The following is a 20,590-nucleotide window of genomic DNA, read 5'->3' on the forward strand; positions in this document are numbered from 1 at the left end:
ACAAAAAACGACGATCACAAAAGATATTAAGACTCTCTTTACCATTATGACGGTAAGGATAGTTTTTGCTATTTTAAAAAATGGGGAAACTCATTAACAGGATATAATTGACAATGAGTTTCAATCCTTATTCTAATGGATTAGTCACTGGAACATATTGAAACACTTTCCAAACCACATATTCCAAACTGGTTTCAATCCTTATTCTAATGGATTAGTCACTGGAACCCATCTATCCTGTCTTAATTCACCTTTAACCAATACGTTTCAATCCTTATTCTAATGGATTAGTCACTGGAACAGTAATAGTGGTTGGTTAACGTCTGCCACTATCATAGTTTCAATCCTTATTCTAATGGATTAGTCACTGGAACCAGATAAATGGACAGGATTACAAATACAGGAGGTTGAGTTTCAATCCTTATTCTAATGGATTAGTCACTGGAACCTATTTTGGGGCAGTTTTACAAGTTGCCCAGCTTATGTTTCAATCCTTATTCTAATGGATTAGTCACTGGAACAAGAGATGGCGCAAACGCAGGCGAAGTTTTACTACCGTTTCAATCCTTATTCTAATGGATTAGTCACTGGAACATATAATTCAACAAATTAATACTTTCTGCTACATCATGTTTCAATCCTTATTCTAATGGATTAGTCACTGGAACCCTTTCCACTACAATATAATATTTATGATGTTACTATGTTTCAATCCTTATTCTAATGGATTAGTCACTGGAACGCGGTCAATGGTTATCTTTTGGCCCAGTAGGACTTCCGTTTCAATCCTTATTCTAATGGATTAGTCACTGGAACATGAGCATAGATTCCAACAGTCTTGTTATCTGGAAGTTTCAATCCTTATTCTAATGGATTAGTCACTGGAACCCGATATAACTCAAACTAACCTTTATGACAGTCACTATAGCATTTCATCTAGAATTTTTATATATTTTTTTTCTCAAATAATCCCATAAAAATAACTATAATTACACCAAATCCCGCAACTTTGACCATTTTGACCAAATTGCTATTTATTGGATTATCAAGGTTCAGTTCTTTTAAGAAAAATAATTTTGCCTCAGAATTTATAATTTTTACTCTTTCTTAATTATATTTTATAAAATTTCTAGTCTCAAAACAAGCCTAATCAAGAATTTTTTCTCTACTGATAGTTCCAAAACCTCTGCTAGTAGATTTTCCTAACCCTATAAATTCCGGCAAATAAATATTGCTGAAGAAATAACCTTTAAAGCCAATCATCTCTTTATTTTTGAATTTAACTGACACCTCCTCTAATTTTGCTTCCACTACTATCTCTTCTTCAATCCACCAGTCTATTCCCTTAGCAAAACTCAGTATATTACCAATGATTAATCTTTTTAAGAATTTCATTTTTTCTTTCGTGGTAGTATCAAGATAATTGTTTCTATATTTTTTATAATTTTTTTGACTTAATCCTAGCCAGGGAGTGATAAAATTATACTTGTAGACAGGCATGTCATAATTATTATTAATAAATAATTCTTCCTGATCTACATTTAATCTTCCCGCAGGATTAATATATACTTCATTTTCAAATCTCAGTTCATCAATATCTAAAAAATTATTAATTATTTTTTCTGCTCCTTCACCCAAACCGATTATTAAAGGCTTATTATCAATGATTTTATATTGAATCAAAGGATATTTATACCTTAAACTACCATCTTTTTTGTGCTGATGAAATAAAACATCTTTAAATTTGTTCGCAAAATAACCTCGCAATTTGTGTCCATATCTAACAGGAAGATCGTCCTCTAATTCATAACTTAATTTTGTAAGCTTAATTTCCACCCTAATTCCCCCTGACTATTTTATACAAATATTTCTATAAGTGCAGTCTCGACATCTACTTTTATATTTTGTTCTTTTGGGAAAATATCCTTTTTGAATTATATTGATGATTTCATTTAAAATAATCTGCAAATCATTATATATTTTATCTTTTATATCAATCTCTACTAATTTACTCTTGCTTCTTATATAAACAATAAAAGCCTTTTTTACTTCTGTATTGTAGTTATCTTTAATCATCAAAGAATACATTGCCGCCTGATATTTATGGGTTAAAAACATCCGCTCTTTATATTTAGCAAATTTGTAATCTAATGAAGCAGCAGTTCCATCTTCTAAAAACAAAATTTCATCAACAATACCATGAATATTATATTTTGTTGAATATAATTTTTCATCAAGAATTTTTTCTTTAACACCAATCTTTTTTCTTAAATAAGATTTGTTAACCTTCAATTTTCTCTGATGAGAACTTTTACCCCGCTGCACTTTATATCTTCTTCCTTCATGCTGAGATATTTTCAGATAAAGCATATAATAAATAAAACGAGGGCAGTATAAATATTCCATAACTATACTTGGAGTCAAACTAATATTTTTACTCATTTTTAAAACTCCTAACTAAATAAACTCTGCAGCTCATCATTAACTTTAGCTTTATTAAATGCCTGCCCTAACAATTCGATTTTTTTAAAGTCCTCCTGGCACATTGGAAAAATATAAACTGAATCATCATCCGGATTTATTAAATCCTTTGAATAAACAATTAATTCATCAAGTAAGTTACTATCTATATTCCCAGCAAAAACTGATTTTTGTACCCTATATAATCCCTGCTCAATTGCTTTATCAGAAATCTTTTTGCGAACTTTATCTTCAACAATATCATAAATACACCAGACAAGCATTTAATCACCATCCTCAATAATTCTATTCGCCAGATTATGACAGTCGAATTGAATAATATTATTTACTTTAATCTGTCTGCCTTTGTAGTAGATACTTTGATCAAAATATTTATTTAAAGCGGTTAGAAAAACTTCTTTACCTTCTTTATTTAAAGTAACACCACCTTTAATCTCATCAAAATGAGATTTTCTCACCTTTTTACGGCTAAATAACTTCATAACTATCCGATCAATGTGATGTCTGTAAATTTCTATAAAGTCAAAAACAAAAGACTTTTTATTATACCCATCAGTATGTAAAATACCAACGTAAGGATCCAATCCAGCAATTATTAAAGCCTTTTCTACCTTTCCGTATAAAACACCATAACCATAATTTAATAAACAGTTAAATTCATCTTCAGCAGGTCTAAAAGTCCTCTTTTTAAACTTATAACGATCTGATAGAAGATAATTTAGAGCATCAAAATATTTTTTCGAAATATTCCCTTCATAACCCATAATAGAATTTCTCATCATTTCTACTGGGCCTGTTAGTTTCGGTATTTTAACTTTTATTTTTTCCATTTCTTCTATTGTTTCAAATAAATAATTTTGCTTATCTTCACCCCTTTTAATTCCCAAATCATAAAGGTGTTTAATCATGTTTTCAGCTTTTTCTACCATTATTTCTTTAATCAAGTCACTACCTTCTTCATTATCAGCAAGTTCAAGCTGACGGCGCCTAATATAAGTAGTACTGCCTAATTTAGAGTGCCAGATTTTCCCCATTGATCTGCCAAAATGATCAAGAAATTGAACTTCAATATTATTTTCAAGAGCCAATTTTACTGCATCACTACTAATAGCAGCACCTGTAGTGATTAAGATTGAATCTACTTTTTTGGCAGAAACTCTATTCTTTTTACCATCGGCTTTTATTTCAAAGGAACTCTGTTTAACATGAAGATAACTGCCGTAGGTATTAATAATTAGCTGCATGGTTTTCACATCCTAATAATTAATTAGAAAAAGGTTTCTCTTTCAATTTTACCTCTCTTAAATCCTGTACTTAAATTATATACATCTTCAATTTGAAAAGGGCTTATATAATTAAAGTTATTTTTTAATTGTTCATCTTCAATGTGTTTTTCAGCAGTAAATTTAGGAATAGTAATTACATATGATAGAAATTCTTTTTTTATATTTTCGAATTTAGATTTTTTATTCATAAAATCTTCAATATTATTACTTTCTAAAGCACTGATTTCTTTATAGTCTTCCCAAAGTTCTTGAGACTCTTCATCTGCAGCCATAAATAAATTTACTGTATTATAATCATCAGCAATTAACCTAAATATTTCTCCTTTTTCATCTTTAAAAAAAGATTTTTCATATTTCAAGTTCTTAATTTTACTAATTAATGCTTCTGAATTATCATCACTTTTTAGTTGATCTATTTTATTGAAGTATTTTTGATTCATCTCAAAAAAATACTTTTCTCCAACTATATCAGGTAGTTCAGTAATAATATCAGAAGTAATCTTTAATAAAAAACCATCATAAATATAAGAAGCATATTCTTTATTATTATGATTTTCATTTATTAATCTAATTAATTTAACTATGCCCTTACTATCTGGATCAAAGTTTCTATTACATCTACCACAGGACTGATTAATAGAATCCAGGGGCGCAAAATCCCTGTAAACTCTATCTAAATCAATATCCACCCCTGCTTCCACCATCTGAGTAGAAACTATAATCTGTCTTCTTTGCTTACCAATTTCATTTATTCTTTTCTGTCTCTCCTTAGGGATAATATTGGTTGATAAATAGATTAAGTCTCCTTCTATAACTTCCTCACTAATTAATTTTTCAATATGATTATATAACTCAATTGAACTCTTAATTGTATTGAGAATAATTAAAAATCCTTGATTATTAAATTCTATAAGTTCTTCCTCTATATAATCTTTAAATTGATCTACAGTCAGCGACTGGTCGAACATACTGGTGTCCAAATTTATTCGATCGAAGAAATTAAAATGTTCTTTTTTACTTATTGCTAATTCTTTAATTTCTTTCTTGTTCTCATTATAAATTAAGGGCATTGTAGCAGTTAGAAAGATAAAATAACAATTTAATTTTTCAGCCATATCTGATAAAAATTCTTTAATGAGCTTCCAATATTTATGGGGGATATTTTGTACTTCGTCTAAAATAATAATTGAGTTACTAATATTATTAAACTTTATCAAACTGCGGTTTCGGTTAGAAAAGATTGAATGCAGTAGCTGAACAAATGTTGTCACAACTATTTCCGACTGCCAGCTCTCTATTAAATGCCTTGCAATATCGTAATCTAATTTCTGACTTTCCTTCTCTTCTTCATTAAAATAATATTCTTTTGCATTTAGATAATGATGTTTGATAATCGATGTACTATCTGCTTTAATAGTTGAATGATTTAAGACATCTAAAAACACATCATAATTCTGATCAATTATTGAGGTGAATGGTAGTGCATATATTATTCTAAAATCTTGAAAAGTTCTGTTCCTCAACTTTAAAGCAGCAGAAAGAACAGAAATAGTTTTTCCAGCTCCTGTTGGAACGTTTACAGATAAAATACGTTCATCTTTAAAATTAAGATTTTCAACTTGATCAATAACTTCATCATAAATCTCATTTCTTCTCTGATTAATTTTACTATCTGCTTGATCCCAGCCTTTTATCTTCCTATAATTATCTACTAGATCACCCGGTAAATTTTTCCTGTTTAATGTTACTTTTTTTAGGTCTTCAAAACTATACCCTTTACTATAAAATATAGCTTCTGCTTTGTCAGCAAAAATCAAAATGGAAAACAGTAAATTAGAAATTAAATAATAATTAAAATCTTTACTGGAATTATTTTTAAAAGTTCTTAATTTTTTTCTGAATCTCCAGTTTGTAAAATTATTTTTTAATTCATCAAAATCAATTGATGATGGTTTAAAATCAAAATCACTAATCTCAGCAGTTATTTTATCCAGTTCATTTAAATCTAAAGATCTAAATTGTTTTTCCAATTTTAGCCAGTCACTATCATCAAACTTAAGCATAATATCTAAGTCTTTAAAATTACTGTGATGTCGATAAATATTTATAAAAACAATCCAAACTAAAGTTTTATCTTCCAAAATCTGTTCTGCAAACTGATAGGCTAATAAAGCCGAAATATGACTGTGCTTACTTAATTCCAAATTAAATTCAATTTGCTTACTTGATTCTGCATTATTTTGAGAGCTCTCTTTTAATTTTTGTTGAAAATAATCTGTCGCTTTTCCAAAATCATGAGCTAATAAAATAATTGCTAATGCCTTTTCAATTTCCTCTTGGTTATCAAAATTTAATTTTTTTCTCAAAAAAATTTCTTTACCTAACTTATATACATTATTTAGATGATCAATTAATAATTTATCTGGATGGGAATAAATCATATAATTTTCCTTTCTTATATTATAGAAATAAAAGACTATTGTTATTGGAATCCTTATAATACTGGTTAACATTTGCTTTAATGCTTCTACCACTTCTTTCAAATAAAACCTGCGCATAATCAGTTACAGTTCTATCACTTTTCATCTCTACAGCAATTTTATCACTAAAATACTCACGATTATTCTGACTAAAGTCTATATCGCCTTTGCTGATATTCTCCTTATCAATTCGTATAACAGTGTTAATTTCCTGCCAGCTATTTTCTGTTATTTTTTTTAGCTCTATTTCTTCAATGTACTTAAAGTTAGCAAGATTTTCACTTAATCCTAAAGAAATTGAATATACACTTTTATGATTTTTTAATTTTTCTTTAAGATTATTATATAAACCTTTGTTCTTATGCATAAAATATATTCTATATTTAGCATCTTTTAAGAATTCAGTTTTAATTTGAGTTCTGGTTTTTATTTGCGACATTAAAGCAGCTTTTTTCGTATCAATTAAATTTAAATTTATCCTGGTTTTTTTTACGGGATTTTTAATCTGTACAGCTATTTTACACTGACCTTCCTGAAAATAATTTAAATATTCATCTTTTGAAAACCCCAAAATTGCAGAAACTATTCCATATAAAGTAGTTTTTGGTGGGATAGAAAAAGTCAAAGGTGAAGTTGTAGTATAATATTTTTTAAAATGTGCATAATCTGCCCAGATATCAAAAACTAATGCTCTATTCATTATCCTTCTCCTTTCTATAAATCTTCAGGTGAACCAATGAGGCTCACCCAAAGATTGGTATTTAGTTTAAAAATCTAGCTCTTTAAATAAATCAAGATCATTCAGATTAATTTTATTAGAATCTCTTATAAATGCAACCCTGGGATTAACTTTAAATTCAACACTTTCGATTTTTTCTGAATTAGCTTCAATTACTGATAATAAGTCACTGACATCTAATTTATAATCAGAAGTATCTCTAATTTCCTCTTCTCTTAAATCAGTAGCTAACTTTATATAATTTTTTAATTCACCGATAAAATAATTTTCTTCACTGTAATTTACTTTTAATAACATTCTTGGAGTCTGACCAACTTTTGAACGGGTAATTAAATTTTTAGTCCCTTTCCAGATACCTTCCATTAATAATTCAACATCATTCTGGGTTAATTCAGTGCTTTGAGCCGCATTTTCATTAATAATTCCATAAAATCCAACTAAAGAGTAAGGGACTACATATTCTTCTCTAAAAGTTTTTTTGCTTTTTCCAGATCCAGAGGCAAACGCTCCTGTACCTTTTATATAATTCAACTCTACTTTATGTAGAGATCTACCCATCTGAAACTGTACAGGGCCGGTATAGGTTATAGAGTCACCAGTTAGAGGAATTACTCCTCCAAACAGTCTTACATCAATGCATTGATCTAAAACTTTTTTTGGATCCTCTTTAAAATCTTTAGCTCTTTCTTTGCCATCCTGAATACTTTTATCGTCATTTTTTATTTCTCTAACAAAAATATCTCTTCCATCTTCACCATTAAAACCTTTGTAATCAAATAAATAGTCTCTAATAGTACGCTTTAGCCTTACATCAGTAACCAGATTAATTCCAGTTTCCTCATCAATCCTTGGTTTATTAGCATCCAGCGGGTCTCCATTAGGATTAGCATCCTTAATATCATATAAAAAAACTAATTCACTTCTTTGATTAATAACAGCCATTTTTATGCCTCCTCAGATTTTTGAAAATTAAATTTATTAGCCTGATTCATACCCGTTACAAAATAAAATGAAATTTCATTATTACTAATTTCAGATAAATTACTTTCTAAAATATAATCTGCAATCAGCTCTTCTAAATGTTTATAATAATTTTTATTATATTCTTCTAATTTATTAATAATTTCTGTATAAAGTCTTTTGATTATTTTTTCATTGAGTTTAAGACCATTTAATCTAGCCCTAAATGGTTGTGAACCATTCCTTTCAACACCCTGAATATTTAAGAGCTTCTGAGCTAAAACCCCTTCTAGAAAAACTAGTTTTTTACTGTTAGTATTCAGCACATCATGATGAGTATCCAGAAAATTAACAATATTTTTCTTATATTCACTATCAACGGTTGGCATAAATTTTTCCCCCTCTCCTTTCTGATTTAATAAATCTAATTTATTTAAAAACTTTAAAATCTGCAGAGCCTTTAAAGTATCAAGCCAGTATGACTGATTATTAACAAACTTTTCTCTAATATGATCTATAAACCTATTAATTAATAAATCATAGGAAATACTTTTCTCTGAAAAAATACTATTTGTGATCTCTAAAAAACTTTTTGTAAAATCCTGTTTTCCTCTTTGATTAACATAAAAGAAATTACTAATTGTATTAAAAGTAAAAGAAAGTTTAAAAGGTCCATCTTTCCCCTGTAAATTAGTAAATAAATTATTTCTATCTATTTCATCTTTGGCAGCAAATATTTTCTGAATATAAGAGGGTAAAACATCTTCAACATATAACAAAATTCTAAAAGCACTATTAATTTCTTCATAAAACATTAAATTAAAATTAACATAATTCTTAAATTCACTCATCATCTGAAAGAGATCATCTTGAGAACCAGACAAGGACTTTTTATTATCCTTTTTTAATGACAGTTTTTTCTTATCTTCTAAATCTTTAAGTATTTCAAACATTTCTTCAGTTTCTGTTTCTGATTCAAAAATTGTTTTAGGAATAATAAAATAATTTATCCCACTGAACCTTGAACTTAAATTTTCCTCAAGATATTTTTTGCCTGAGTCTAAAGTCCTGGCACAATCTGAACAAACAGGATAGTTTTTCCAGGCTTCTCCACGGTTGAATCCACCCGTGGTAAAACCTGGTTTATCTAAAGTATAAAACGCAAATGTTCCTACATAACCATAAGTTTCTTCTTTTTCTTTAGAACAAATATAGCACTTATTATTTTTACCAACTGAATTTTTTTCTGCCTTATTATAAGATTTTTTGAAGTAAAATCCTTTTTCGTATTTATCCAAAAGTGAATCAGTAAATTTATTAAAATCTCCTACATATTTAATCCGTTCATTTGTTTTCACACCAATAGTTAAAACAGCATTATCATCATAAGAAATCTTTTCTAGTTCTTGATAAATTTCATCACTTAAATCTTCATCCTGAAACAGATTATAAATATCAACTATTATTTGTTCTTCCTTATTTAAATCATCCTGTTTTTCTATTTTCTTGACTAATTTTTTTAAAGGTCTCTGAATTCTGGAATAAGTCGAATCTAATTTAGTGATCTTAGAAGTTGGAGTTAAATCTCCTCCACGTGGATTTCCATAAACATATGCATATTTATCCAATTTATTCTTTGTGAATTCTTCCATCTGTATTTCCTGATATTTTAATTCATCATCGTCGTTGTTAAATAAAACTACTAAAACAGTATTATATTTTCCATTAGAGTTAGGATTTTCTACCACCTGACTTAAAAAACTTGACTCAGTTTTTGCTTGAACATAATCACCCATAGCTTTTAAAGCATGAATCACATTAACACCTCCGTTTAATTTATATTTTAATGTTATTAATAAGTATTAATTAACTTAATTTAAGTATATCACCTCAAATCAAAATATTCAAATAATTTATTTTTCTTTTAATTTTTGATATAATTATGTTGCTAATAAAATAAAGTTTGAAATATGTTTTTAATTAGTGAAATTAATCCACTAAAATAAGGATTGAATAATTTCATAGTTTTATCTTACCATCTCCCACTGACACTCCTATGTCACAAACAGCTGTTTTTTTAATAATTTTCTATCATTTCTTCTATTACCTGCTTTATTTCTGCTCTCAGTTTCTCTGGCTTTAATACTTCAGCCTCAGACCCATAACCTAAAATCCACTTCTTTATTTCTTCCCAACTGCCGGTTTTAACTTTAAAAATTATTTCATTTTCACTAATATTTTTAATTTCCTGGCTGTCACTCCAGTGATATTCGGGAACAAAGCGGGCTGCTCTACCGCTGAATTTTATTTCTACTTCCATCTCCTCCTTACCCTGTTCAACTCCCCAGGCATTCTCAAGCTCTTCTGCAAGTGAAAAATTATCTGGCAGCTCATAAGTTTCTGTTGTCAGTTTAATTTCTTTAATTCTATCTATCCTGAATATTCTTTTCTCATCCCGCAAATGACAGAAGGCATAAAGATAGGGAGCACCATTATTAAAAAATAAATTATAAGGGTCAAGTTTCCTTTTGGTTGTCTGATTGCTACTCATTGAATAATAATTTACTTCAATTTTCTTTTCTTCGTTAATAGCTTCCTTTAATTTATCAAATTTTTGCTGATGTTCTTTCAACTCAACAAATGGATCTGATATAATTTCATAATTTTTTATGTAACTGCCCATACTACTTTTTAGAAATTCCGGCAGAGAATTATAGACTTTTGCAAGCCCTGATTCAAGTTCTTTTTTCATCGGAAAACTACGATTTTGATATTCCTTTGCTGCCAAGAGAACTGCTTCTGTTTCTTGTTGATCTAAGTTTGGAGCTTTAAAACGAAAGTTATCCAGAATTTTATACTCTTTAAGATGATTATCATAATAAATTGGAACCCCCAGTTCTTCCATCACTTTTTTATCCCGGTGGAAAGTCCTTTCGGAAACCTCAAAATACTCCGCAAAATCTTTAGCCTCCCAATGTTTATAAGGTTCATTTAAAAGCATAATTGTTTTTATAATCCTAAATAACCTGTTTTTATCAGCCATAAAGCCACCTCTTTTTTCAAAATATTTTGTCAATTTTTGTCGTAAAATCATTAACTTTTAATACTTTATTTTCCTTTATATTATTATTTCGCGATAAAAAAGAACAATCCTTTTAAAAAGAGAAAAGTCTACCGAAATTAATCAGCAGACTTAAAAAATCTATTTATTTTCTACAAACTGAATTTTAACTCCATTTGGATCAAGAACATAAAAGAATTCAATTTCAGGGTTGGGAGCAACAGGGCCACTTTCTATTTTAATACCCTTTTCTTTTAAAAATTCTATTTTTTTTGCTACTGAATCAATTTCAAATCCCAGAGAAATATCCGAACCAATATCAACATTTTCTTTTCCCTGATCTGTAATCAATTCAACTTCTGTTTCTCCAGCAGCTGCTGCCAGAAAGGCAATCTCGCGTTCCGGACCAGCCTCAAATTTTCTCTGTAATTCTAATCCTACTATCTCCTGATAGAATTCTATTGATTCTTCAAAATCTTTAACTTTAATTGTTGTCCATAAATAACTCATATATTTCACTCCTAAAGATTTTTATTTAATTTATCAACCATCTCTTCAATTTCCTCACGACTTACAACACCTTCGGAAAACATTGCTAGACTGCGCAGAGGCATGTATTTAAGCATCGCCTCCAGCATCTCATCATCTCTGTTTTCCAGTCTCTCCATTAATTCTGAACCTTTAAGATATTCACTAAGCAGCTGATTAAAATATTTTTGCCCTTCTGGATTAGCTGTAATATCACCAATGTTGGTATTGATTGTGTATTGATTAGGAAGCTCAACAGTTGATTTTACTTTAACTGTTTCCACTAATCTAATATCCCTGGAAGAAGCTCCAATAAGAATTTCATAGTCTCCACTTTCTACATACCAGTCATCAATTTCGGTATTGTAATAGGCAAAAGCCCTTTTGTCCAGTTCAAACTCAACGATCTTTTCCTGTCCTGGTTCTAATTCAATTTTAGCAAATTCTTTTAACTCTTTTGCCGGCTTAATTACTGTACTCTCAGGATCTGATACGTAAAGCTGTATAACTTCTTTCCCGTATATCTCACCTGTATTTTTAACCTTTAGGCGTAAATTCAAAGTTTCTTTATCTGTAATTTCTTGTTTCATAAGCTTTAAATCACTGTATTCAAAATCAGTATAACTTAAACCATATCCAAATGGGAAAAGCGGTTCAACTTTTTTACTATCATAATAGCGATAACCGACAAAAATTCCCTCTCTGTATTCTACCGTATCCTTTTCTCCCGGGAAAAATAAATAAGAAGGGTTGTCACTCAATTTTTGTGGGAAGGTCTCAGCCAGTTTACCAGAAGGATTGACATGACCAAATAAAATATCAGCCACCGCTCCTCCACCAGCCTGACCAGCTAAGTATCCTTCCAGTACTCCTTTTACCTTATCGAGCCAGGGCATTGTTATAGGAGAACCATTACTTAATACTACAACCACATTTTTGTTAACTTCTAATATTTCCTCAATTAAGCGATTCTGATTGGGAGGAATAGCCAGTGTATCCCTATCATAACCCTCTGATTCATAGCGGTCCGGAAGACCAGCAAAAATTATTACTTTCTCAACCTTTTCTGCCAGCTCTTTGGCGCTAGCAATTAACTTAGCATCATCTTGATCACTCTCAAGCGAATAACCCTCTGCATAAGGAAGTTCTCCCTCGATGAATTTATTAATTTCTTCATAAGCTTTATCGATCTGGTAAGGGTTAATATGTGAACTACCACCACCCTGAAAGCGAGGTTTTTTAGCAAAAGCGCCAACAACACCAAGACTTTCCTTTTCTGATAACGGTAAAATTTGATTTTTGTTCTTTAATAGAACCATGGAATCCGCTGCAATTTCTCTAGCTAATTTGTGGTGCTGATCCTTGTTATAATTTAAATAATCAGTTTCATTCTCTATTGCCTTAAAAACAATCTTTAAAACTCTCTCAGCAGCTCGGTTGAGACTATCTTCACTTAAGTTTCCTGCTTCAACTGCATCAATTATAGCTTTTTTTCCATCACCATGACTGGAGGGCATTTCCAATTCCAGACCAGCAGCAATACCTTTATCACGATAGTTAACTGCTCCCCAGTCAGAAACAACAAACCCCTGATGTCCCCATTCTTCTTTAAGAATGTCTGTTAGTAATCTTTTATGTTCAGAAGCATGTGTACCATTTACCTTGTTGTAGGCGCACATAACTGTCCAGGGCTGAGCTTCTTTGACCACTTTCTCAAAAGCTGAAAGATAAATTTCTCTTAATGTCCGCTCATCAATTTGTGCATCAACGGTAAGTCGTCTGTGTTCCTGATTGTTAGCAGCAAAATGTTTGAGAGAGGTTCCAACTCCCAGACTCTGTACACCTTTAACAAATTCTGTTGCCAGCTCTGAAGCAAGTAGGGGATCTTCGGAAAAATATTCGAAATTACGGCCGCAGAGTGGTGATCTTTTAATATTCACTCCCGGTCCCAGGAGTATATGTACTCCCTCAGTTTGTGCTTCCTCTCCTAGCGCTTCTCCCATTTTATTTAAAAGATTTCTATCCCAGGAACAGGCAGTTGCCGAAGCAGTAGGAAAACAAATTGCCTTAATACTTTCGTTAATACCAAGGTGATCTGCATCATCCGGTTGTGTTCTTAAACCATGAGGACCATCTGACATCATTATTTCCGGAATCTCTAAACGATCAATAGCTGCAGTTTTCCACCAGCTGGCTCCAGAACAAATTTCTGCTTTTTCTTCAACAGTCATTTGACTGAGTAAATCCTTTATTTTCTGATTCACAGTAAATTCTCCTTCCACAAATTTTAATAATTAAGGTCTTAAATTACCTCTATTTAATACATTCGCGAAAACGATTTATTTACCTTCCTGTTTTCAATAAAATTCAAACTAAAATATATAACTAATAAGCTAATAAACATATATTTTTATCTCTTTTCTTTTAAAAATCTTTCCGCTACTTCTGGAAAAAGAATATATGAAAGGATATCTTCTTCCCTGGTGCTAATATTTTTTATTTCTGCTGCAGCTTCATTATATACTGGCTCCAGATTATCAGCAGGACGATTTGTTATAACTTCATTTTTATCTATTATGTTTTCAATTAAGTCAGGGTTTATTTCTCCTGGAGGATTGCCATACATTCCACGCAAATAATTTTTGAACTCATTTGAAACAAAATTATATCTTTTACCTGTAACAACATTAAAGACTGCCTGAGTACCAACAATCTGACTAGTCGGGGTTACAAGAGGAGGAAATCCAAGGTCTTCTCTAACAGATGGAATTTCTGCCAAAATTTCATTATATTTATCAAGCTGATTTTGTTCTCTCAACTGGTTTCTTAAATTTGAAAGCATTCCACCTGGTATCTGATTTACTATAACTCTGGGATCAACCTCAAAAGAGCCAAGATATTCCTGATAATTATTTCTTATTTCTCTAAAATAATCTCCTATGTTTTCTAAAATTGAAAAATCTAACTGATGACTATACTCAGAATCAGATATAGCTGCTGCCATTGTTTCGGTTGTTGGCTGTGAAGTTCCTGAACTAAAAGGAGAAATTGCAGTATCAATAATATCAATTCCAGCTTCAACAGCCTTTAAATAAGTCATAAAAGCAAAACCAGCAGTGTTATGGCTGTGTAGTTCAATAGGAATATCCAGTTTTGATTTGAGCATTTTTACTAAATCATAAGCCTTCTCTGGAGTTAAAAGTCCTGCCATATCCTTGATACATAAAGAATCAATTCCGGTTTTGGCCAGTGTTTGGGCTTTTTTGACAAAAGTATTAAGATTATGAATTGGACCTGTTGTATAGACAATTGATCCCTGTGCTTCAGCTCCATATTTTTTGGTAAATTCGATTGCTTTTTCCATATTACGAATATCATTGAGAGCATCAAAAATTCTAATAATATCAATCCCATTTTCTACTGATTTTTTAATAAAGCGCTCTAATACATCATCTGGATAATGTTTATATCCCAGTATATTCTGACCTCTTAACAGCATCTGAAGCTTTGTATTTTTAACAACACTTTTAATCTTTCTCAGTCTTTCCCAGGGATCTTCTTCCAGAAAACGCATACAGCTGTCAAAAGTTGCTCCTCCCCAAACCTCTAAAGCATAATAACCTGCCCGGTCCAGATCTTCTAAAATTGGTAAAATATCTTCTATTTTTAAACGTGTTGCAATTAAAGACTGCTGTCCGTCTCTTAAAACAGTTTCTGTAAATTTAATTGTCATATTATCACCTAACCTTTTTATTTATTCTATTTTACATTTTTTTCGACTATTGGTCAAATAGGACCTGATTTTATTTAAAAATTAATAAAAAAGTTCTCCAGACTATCTGAAAATTTATTAATAGATAGTGGAGAACTAAAAATTATTATTCTTCAATTTTTTGATATAAATCCATAAATTCTCTTGTCATATCTTTAAGCATAATAGCAGTCATCAAATGATCCTGAGCATGAGTAAGTAAAAGACTACTTTCTATCTTTTCCCCACCTGCTTCTTTTTTTATTAACTCTGTTTGCTTAAGATGAGCTTTAATAAGTTTATCATCAGCCTGATTATAAATATCATCTGCCTTTGCAAACTCGTTATTTTTTGCATACTTAACTGCCTTTAAAAATTCTTTTTTAACTTCTCCACTTAAAGAAATAATCTCAATTAAACTTTCTTCCAGTTCCATCAATATCCTCCTTGATCAACTATTAACCCAGAGCTATAAAAACCATCAGATAGTGAAGTATACCACCTGCTAAGATAAAAAAATGAAAAATTTCATGGAAACCAAAATTAGGACTAAGCTCTGGTTTTTTTAATATATAAAATACAGCTCCAGCTGTAAAAGATAAACCCCCCGCAAACATCAGAACAAGATTTGCAGTAGGCATTGTCATAAATAACTGATGAAAAGCAAAAATACCAACCCAGCCCATTAAGAGATAAACTATTGTATAAAGAATTCTGGGAGTTTTAAAATACATAAACTTTAGGAAAAATCCACCTAAAACCAATCCCCACTGAACGGCGATAATTGTCCATTTAAGCCAGCCTTCTAAGTAAAGATAAGCAACCGGAGTATAAGATCCAGCAATCATTACAAAAATAGCAAAATGATCTAATTTACGCCAGATTGACTGTTCATCATCCTTCTTTTTAAAGGCGTGATATAAAGAGCTTGCCAGAAATAAAAAAGCGACCGATGCACCATAAACCGCCGCAACTATTATTTTATCAGGACTTTCTAATGCCCTAAAAATTAAAAATACCAGTCCAACTAATGCTAAAATAAAACCAACAAAATGAGAATAAAAAGAAACCTGTTCGTCTCTTCTCATTATAAAACCTCCATTCTATCTACTTTAAGTTGATTGTAACACTCAAGAATATATTTTCAGCTAAGTTGATTACAATCTCCATCTTTTCTGATTTTATTATAACATTAATTGTTTTAAAAAAAAACTAAAAGTCCAGATAAATATCTGGACTTAAAATTTAGATTACAGATTTATAATTGATATTTTTATTAATTTATTCAGCTAATTCAAGTGCTATCTCCATCATATCTGTAAAAGTCTTTTCTCTTTCTTCGGAAGTAGTTTCTTCGCCAGTTACCAAAGAATCACTTACAGTTAAAATACTTAATGCATCTACACCATACTTAGCTGCCAGTGTAAATAGTTCAGCTGATTCCATTTCTACACCTAAAACTCCATATTCTTTCCACTTTTTCCAGGCTTCACTATCATCATTATAAAAAGCATCTGAACTTAAAATGGTACCCACTTTAACTTCTGTACCCTTTTCTTCTGCTACTTGATAAGCTCGGGATAAAAGTTTGAAGCTTGCTGCCGCTGCAAAATCCTTACCATCAAAGCGCATCTTATTTAGGTTAGAATTACTACAAGCTGCTTTGGTTAATATTACATCTCTTACTTTAGCTTCTTCATTAAATGAACCACAGGAGCCAACTCTAATTAAATTTTTTACTCCGTAATCCCGAATTAATTCATTAACATAAATTGAAAGTGAGGGCATTCCCATCCCGGTTCCCTGGGTAGAAACTTTTTTACCTTTATATGTTCCGGTAAATCCATACATTCCTCTAACATTATTATATTGTTTTACATCTTCTAAATAATTTTCTGCAATAAATTTAGCCCTTAACGGATCTCCTGGAAGCAGAATAGTCTCTGCAATTTCTCCTTTTTTTGCTCCAATGTGTACACTCATAAATATTACCTCCTATATATTTTCAATTCTACCTATTATTATAATATATTTAGCTTAAAATGACAAAAACTACACTAAAATTCGAAAAACCACCCCGGGGAAGGGTGGTTTTAATTATCATTATATATTTAAGGGTTATATAATTATTTGCTTATTAGTTTTAGTTTTAGTTATTGTTTTTACTTTAAGTTAATGTTTTAGCCTAATCGGCTCTTATAAATTTTTAATAGTTACCTAAGTTTTTAAATGCATTCAGCTTTGCTTGATTCTCATTCGACTCAAGTTGAGCCTCTTTCATAAATTTGAACATGTTATTAAACATATGCAATCATCCTTTCTTATAAAGTTATATTAGTTATAATCTGATTGACTTAACTTTTATTAAAAAAATTATTTGCTATTAATGAAACAATTTTAATACTGATTCAATTGAGCACAAGAATCATGTCTGAGCTGCTTTTCTTTAACTGTGCGAATATTGCTCTCGATTCTTCTACCCTCACTATTACTTGCTTTAATGAATGTGAATAAAGAATTCAACATTATCAAATCACCCTTTCTTATAGTCTTATTGTTGTTAATTAATTATAAGTGATTTACTTATATTTTTCTTATCTTAATTACATTATACAGCTTTTAAATCTCCTGTCAAGGGTTTTATTAAAGTCTAAATTTACAGACTTTTACGTAAATTATTGCTCGATACCGATGAATATTCCACCATCCTCATCACCAGGATTCCCTGCCCCTAAAACATTGGGATCTTTAGTTCCTAAAATTAATATTTTTTTATCTTTATCAGGTACTAACATCATTGACCAATCCTCATGATCTCCTCCACCAATATCTGATCTAAAAGTATACAAACCAGACTCATTCTCTATTTCAGTTATGTTATTATCATTGAATTCGCCTTCTGTTACTTTTATGGTTAAGCTCATAGATGTTTCAGAATCAGCAGATATTATAATATTTCCAATTTCACCATCAACATCAATAAATTTATAGTCGCCGGAAAGCTCAAATAGATTTTGAGTATTATTTTGTTCTACCAAGATAGACATTCCATCACCAGACCATTCAGATGCTCCTGCATCAATATCTATCCAGTAAGAATCAAAAACAGCAATTTTATCATCCAAAAAAACGCCATAATGCATAAACTGATCTGTATCCTCTACTAGCTTAAGCGCTCCTACAGAATCATCAAAACTGTAATTCATTTCAAGATTTTCAGAGCCCGTATCACCTTTTTCACTTCCATCATAAAGTTCTACAAAAACTTTATCTGACTGTATATCGACTGTACCCCAGTTTCCTTCTAATGAGGTAATAATATTATAAGTTTTTTGAATTTCTGATCCATAATCTGATTTTGTTTCAGACAATGCAGTAATTATTTGTTCTCCTCCCTGTCCACTACTATCAGTTGCAATTAAAATTTCATTATTAATCATAAAAAAATGGTCTTTATCTTCATTCATTGAATAAAAATTTCCACCATTATCTTCAAAATAATAAGTCCCTTCTGAAACATCTTCTGGATCATATAAAGGTTTAACTGCATAATTTAAATATTTATCTGACATATTAACTTCCACATTAATAAAATCTCCCTTACCTACACTACCGGCAAAATTATATACAACATCGGCACTATCTCCACTACTGCCACTCTCACAGCCACTTAATATAATCATTACTGCCAGCACTACGAATACCAGTCCCCAAATTTTTCTTTTCATCATTATCTCTATACCCCCTACTAAAATATTTAGAAAAATAAAAATTATAACTTATTATACCACTATTTATTAAAAAAATCACTAAAGTTGTCAAAAAATATATAAAAATGTCGTATTTTAATTTTAAATAAACAAAAAAAGAGCCTCAACAGCACTGAAAACTATCAGCTGCTATTGAGACTCTATTAATTACTCTTCATTTATTTTATCAATTTTTTTACCAGAGGTGGTGAACACTATCTCTGATATACTCGTCATAAATTTCATCTACTCTTTCCATTACTTCATCGGAGAGATCGTCAGCTTCAGAAGCTGCTGCATTATCTTTTACCTGCCATGGCTTTTTACCACCAGGAATTACACAGCTAACTGCATCATGCATTAAAATCCACTTGAGAGCAAACTGGGCCATAGTTAAACCTTCTGGTTTAATTTTTTCCAGTTCATCAACAGCCTTTAAGCCGAGCTCAAAATCTACCCCGGAGAAGGTTTCTCCCTTGTCAAAGGCCTCTCCATCACGGTTAAAGTTGCGGTGATCATTTTCAGCAAAAGTTGAATCCTTAGAGAATCTACCGGTTAAAAGACCACTTGCAAGCGGTACTCTACAGATAATTCCTACCCCTTTTTCCTTTGCCTTAGCAAAAAATTCATCCGCAGGTTTGTGTCTGAACATATTAAAGATAATCTGTACTGTGGCAACATTTTCGTATTCTAAAGCTTTCATCGCCTCTTCTACCTTTTCTACGCTGACACCATAATTTTTAATTTTACCGGCCTCAACCATCTCTTCTAAGGCCTCAAATACCTCTTCCTGATCATAAACTTCAGTTGGTGGACAGTGAAGCTGCAGCAGATCTATAGTCTCTACATCCAGATTTTTAAGGCTGCGGTCCACAAATTTATTTAAGTTTTCCTTATTATAGCCTTCAGCGGTGTGCGGATCTAATCTTCTACCTGCCTTGGTAGCTATATGTATCTCCTCATCAGTTTCTTCTCTTAATTTAGCCATTAGACGCTCACTGCGGCCATCTCCGTAAACATCTGCTGTGTCAAAAAAGTTTATCCCCTGATCCACAGCCTCTCTTAGGGCGGCCAGTGACTGCTCATCTTCTACATCTCCCCAGGTACCACCGATTGCCCAGCCACCAAAAGAAACTTCTGAAACTTCATAACCTGTTTTTCCTAATTTTCTATACTTCATTAATACTACCTCCTTGAAATTTAATCTAATTGAAAAAAGTTATTTTAACTTCTAAATTATCTGAATTTATTATACCATTTATTCCCCTATATTTAAAGAATTAAATGTACTGAAAAACAAAAAAAGAACACCCCTTTATCTAAAAGGAAGTGTTCCTTAAGTCTGATTAAAATTACTATATTTAACTGCTGTATTCATTATAAACTTATTTCCTAAAACTGCATATAGCTGCTGGTGTTTTCATTGCGGTATTGTTCTTTGACCTCTCTGAGGTTATTTTCTATTCTCTGCCCCTCAGAACTTACCTCGTCAAAAAATCTGATTACTCTTTTAAACATTATCAATCACCCTTTCTTATTAGCTTGTTATTAATTA

The 20,590-nt window shown here is 30.9% G+C and carries 19 protein-coding genes and 1 CRISPR repeat array; all 19 genes read right to left on the reverse strand.

Features of this window, described 5'->3' with window-relative positions; genetic code table 11:
- The first annotated feature begins 117 nt into the window (after positions 1-117).
- Positions 118-888: a CRISPR direct-repeat array (repeat unit 37 nt; unit sequence GTTTCAATCCTTATTCTAATGGATTAGTCACTGGAAC).
- 258 nt (positions 889-1,146) lie between these two features.
- Complete coding sequence (locus DFR80_RS03345; protein WP_114489203.1) at positions 1,147-1,836, reverse strand: CRISPR-associated endonuclease Cas6; 690 nt, start codon at positions 1,834-1,836, stop codon at positions 1,147-1,149.
- A 15-nt stretch (positions 1,837-1,851) separates the two neighbouring features.
- Positions 1,852-2,442: a CRISPR-associated protein Cas4 gene (gene cas4, locus DFR80_RS03350; protein ID WP_114489204.1), complete on the reverse strand. Its 591-nt coding sequence runs from the start codon at positions 2,440-2,442 to the stop codon at positions 1,852-1,854.
- Positions 2,443-2,453: 11 nt separating this feature from the next.
- The gene (gene cas2 / locus DFR80_RS03355; protein ID WP_114489205.1) at positions 2,454-2,744 is read right to left on the reverse strand and encodes a CRISPR-associated endonuclease Cas2; all 291 of its coding nucleotides are present in this window, start codon (positions 2,742-2,744) and stop codon (positions 2,454-2,456) included.
- Entirely contained in the window at positions 2,745-3,725 is a 981-nt protein-coding gene (gene cas1 / locus DFR80_RS03360; RefSeq protein ID WP_076545904.1) for a CRISPR-associated endonuclease Cas1, read from the reverse strand.
- A 23-nt stretch (positions 3,726-3,748) separates the two neighbouring features.
- On the reverse strand, positions 3,749-6,301 hold the full coding sequence (gene cas3, locus DFR80_RS03365) for a CRISPR-associated helicase Cas3' (protein WP_233493703.1): 2,553 nt from the start codon (positions 6,299-6,301) through the stop codon (positions 3,749-3,751).
- Positions 6,228-6,947: a type I-B CRISPR-associated protein Cas5b gene (gene cas5b, locus DFR80_RS03370; RefSeq protein ID WP_076545905.1), complete on the reverse strand. Its 720-nt coding sequence runs from the start codon at positions 6,945-6,947 to the stop codon at positions 6,228-6,230. Before cas5b ends, cas3 begins: the two co-directional genes overlap by 74 nt.
- A gap of 66 nt (positions 6,948-7,013) precedes the next feature.
- The gene (gene cas7b / locus DFR80_RS03375) at positions 7,014-7,928 is read right to left on the reverse strand and encodes a type I-B CRISPR-associated protein Cas7/Csh2 (RefSeq protein ID WP_114489206.1); all 915 of its coding nucleotides are present in this window, start codon (positions 7,926-7,928) and stop codon (positions 7,014-7,016) included.
- Between the two features lie 2 nt (positions 7,929-7,930).
- Positions 7,931-9,763: a TIGR02556 family CRISPR-associated protein gene (locus DFR80_RS03380; RefSeq protein ID WP_114489207.1), complete on the reverse strand. Its 1,833-nt coding sequence runs from the start codon at positions 9,761-9,763 to the stop codon at positions 7,931-7,933.
- A 260-nt stretch (positions 9,764-10,023) separates the two neighbouring features.
- Complete coding sequence (locus tag DFR80_RS03385) at positions 10,024-10,989, reverse strand: YafY family protein (protein WP_076545908.1); 966 nt, start codon at positions 10,987-10,989, stop codon at positions 10,024-10,026.
- Positions 10,990-11,148: 159 nt separating this feature from the next.
- A complete protein-coding gene (locus DFR80_RS03390) occupies positions 11,149-11,517 on the reverse strand; it encodes a VOC family protein (RefSeq protein ID WP_076545909.1) in 369 nt (122 codons plus the stop codon).
- 11 nt (positions 11,518-11,528) lie between these two features.
- A complete protein-coding gene (locus tag DFR80_RS03395) occupies positions 11,529-13,766 on the reverse strand; it encodes a beta-glucosidase (RefSeq protein WP_369862586.1) in 2,238 nt (745 codons plus the stop codon).
- A gap of 179 nt (positions 13,767-13,945) precedes the next feature.
- Positions 13,946-15,268 carry a pyruvate carboxylase subunit B gene (locus tag DFR80_RS03400; RefSeq protein ID WP_114489209.1) on the reverse strand — a complete coding sequence of 441 codons (1,323 nt, stop codon included), beginning with the start codon at positions 15,266-15,268 and terminating at the stop codon, positions 13,946-13,948.
- A 145-nt stretch (positions 15,269-15,413) separates the two neighbouring features.
- Complete coding sequence (locus tag DFR80_RS03405; protein ID WP_076545912.1) at positions 15,414-15,722, reverse strand: PTS lactose/cellobiose transporter subunit IIA; 309 nt, start codon at positions 15,720-15,722, stop codon at positions 15,414-15,416.
- A 22-nt stretch (positions 15,723-15,744) separates the two neighbouring features.
- The gene (locus tag DFR80_RS03410; RefSeq protein ID WP_076545913.1) at positions 15,745-16,374 is read right to left on the reverse strand and encodes a hemolysin III family protein; all 630 of its coding nucleotides are present in this window, start codon (positions 16,372-16,374) and stop codon (positions 15,745-15,747) included.
- Between the two features lie 193 nt (positions 16,375-16,567).
- On the reverse strand, positions 16,568-17,269 hold the full coding sequence (deoD, locus tag DFR80_RS03415) for a purine-nucleoside phosphorylase (protein ID WP_114489210.1): 702 nt from the start codon (positions 17,267-17,269) through the stop codon (positions 16,568-16,570).
- 414 nt (positions 17,270-17,683) lie between these two features.
- Positions 17,684-17,812 (reverse strand): hypothetical protein, encoded by a 129-nt coding sequence (locus DFR80_RS15430; protein ID WP_255417005.1) that lies wholly within the window; start codon positions 17,810-17,812, stop codon positions 17,684-17,686.
- Between the two features lie 149 nt (positions 17,813-17,961).
- Positions 17,962-19,017: a hypothetical protein gene (locus tag DFR80_RS03420; protein WP_114489211.1), complete on the reverse strand. Its 1,056-nt coding sequence runs from the start codon at positions 19,015-19,017 to the stop codon at positions 17,962-17,964.
- 214 nt (positions 19,018-19,231) lie between these two features.
- Entirely contained in the window at positions 19,232-20,215 is a 984-nt protein-coding gene (locus DFR80_RS03425) for an aldo/keto reductase (protein WP_114489212.1), read from the reverse strand.
- 212 nt (positions 20,216-20,427) lie between these two features.
- Complete coding sequence (locus DFR80_RS15435; protein WP_255417006.1) at positions 20,428-20,553, reverse strand: hypothetical protein; 126 nt, start codon at positions 20,551-20,553, stop codon at positions 20,428-20,430.
- Positions 20,554-20,590 lie beyond the last annotated feature (37 nt).

The organism is Halanaerobium sp. ST460_2HS_T2, from assembly GCF_003337665.1.
Classification (GTDB): Bacteria; Bacillota; Halanaerobiia; order Halanaerobiales; family Halanaerobiaceae; genus Halanaerobium; species Halanaerobium kushneri.

Coding starts and splice junctions, on each gene's coding strand:
- cas4 (WP_114489204.1), bottom strand. CDS start 2,442: ATGAGTAAAAATATTAGTTTGACTCCAAGTATAGTTATGGAATATTTA.
- cas2 (WP_114489205.1), bottom strand. CDS start 2,744: ATGCTTGTCTGGTGTATTTATGATATTGTTGAAGATAAAGTTCGCAAA.
- cas1 (WP_076545904.1), bottom strand. CDS start 3,725: ATGCAGCTAATTATTAATACCTACGGCAGTTATCTTCATGTTAAACAG.
- cas5b (WP_076545905.1), bottom strand. CDS start 6,947: ATGAATAGAGCATTAGTTTTTGATATCTGGGCAGATTATGCACATTTT.
- cas7b (WP_114489206.1), bottom strand. CDS start 7,928: ATGGCTGTTATTAATCAAAGAAGTGAATTAGTTTTTTTATATGATATT.
- DFR80_RS03385 (WP_076545908.1), bottom strand. CDS start 10,989: ATGGCTGATAAAAACAGGTTATTTAGGATTATAAAAACAATTATGCTT.
- DFR80_RS03390 (WP_076545909.1), bottom strand. CDS start 11,517: ATGAGTTATTTATGGACAACAATTAAAGTTAAAGATTTTGAAGAATCA.
- DFR80_RS03395 (WP_369862586.1), bottom strand. CDS start 13,766: ATGACTGTTGAAGAAAAAGCAGAAATTTGTTCTGGAGCCAGCTGGTGG.
- DFR80_RS03400 (WP_114489209.1), bottom strand. CDS start 15,268: ATGACAATTAAATTTACAGAAACTGTTTTAAGAGACGGACAGCAGTCT.
- DFR80_RS03405 (WP_076545912.1), bottom strand. CDS start 15,722: ATGGAACTGGAAGAAAGTTTAATTGAGATTATTTCTTTAAGTGGAGAA.
- DFR80_RS03410 (WP_076545913.1), bottom strand. CDS start 16,374: ATGAGAAGAGACGAACAGGTTTCTTTTTATTCTCATTTTGTTGGTTTT.
- deoD (WP_114489210.1), bottom strand. CDS start 17,269: ATGAGTGTACACATTGGAGCAAAAAAAGGAGAAATTGCAGAGACTATT.
- DFR80_RS15430 (WP_255417005.1), bottom strand. CDS start 17,812: ATGTTGAATTCTTTATTCACATTCATTAAAGCAAGTAATAGTGAGGGT.
- DFR80_RS03420 (WP_114489211.1), bottom strand. CDS start 19,017: ATGATGAAAAGAAAAATTTGGGGACTGGTATTCGTAGTGCTGGCAGTA.
- DFR80_RS03425 (WP_114489212.1), bottom strand. CDS start 20,215: ATGAAGTATAGAAAATTAGGAAAAACAGGTTATGAAGTTTCAGAAGTT.
- DFR80_RS15435 (WP_255417006.1), bottom strand. CDS start 20,553: ATGTTTAAAAGAGTAATCAGATTTTTTGACGAGGTAAGTTCTGAGGGG.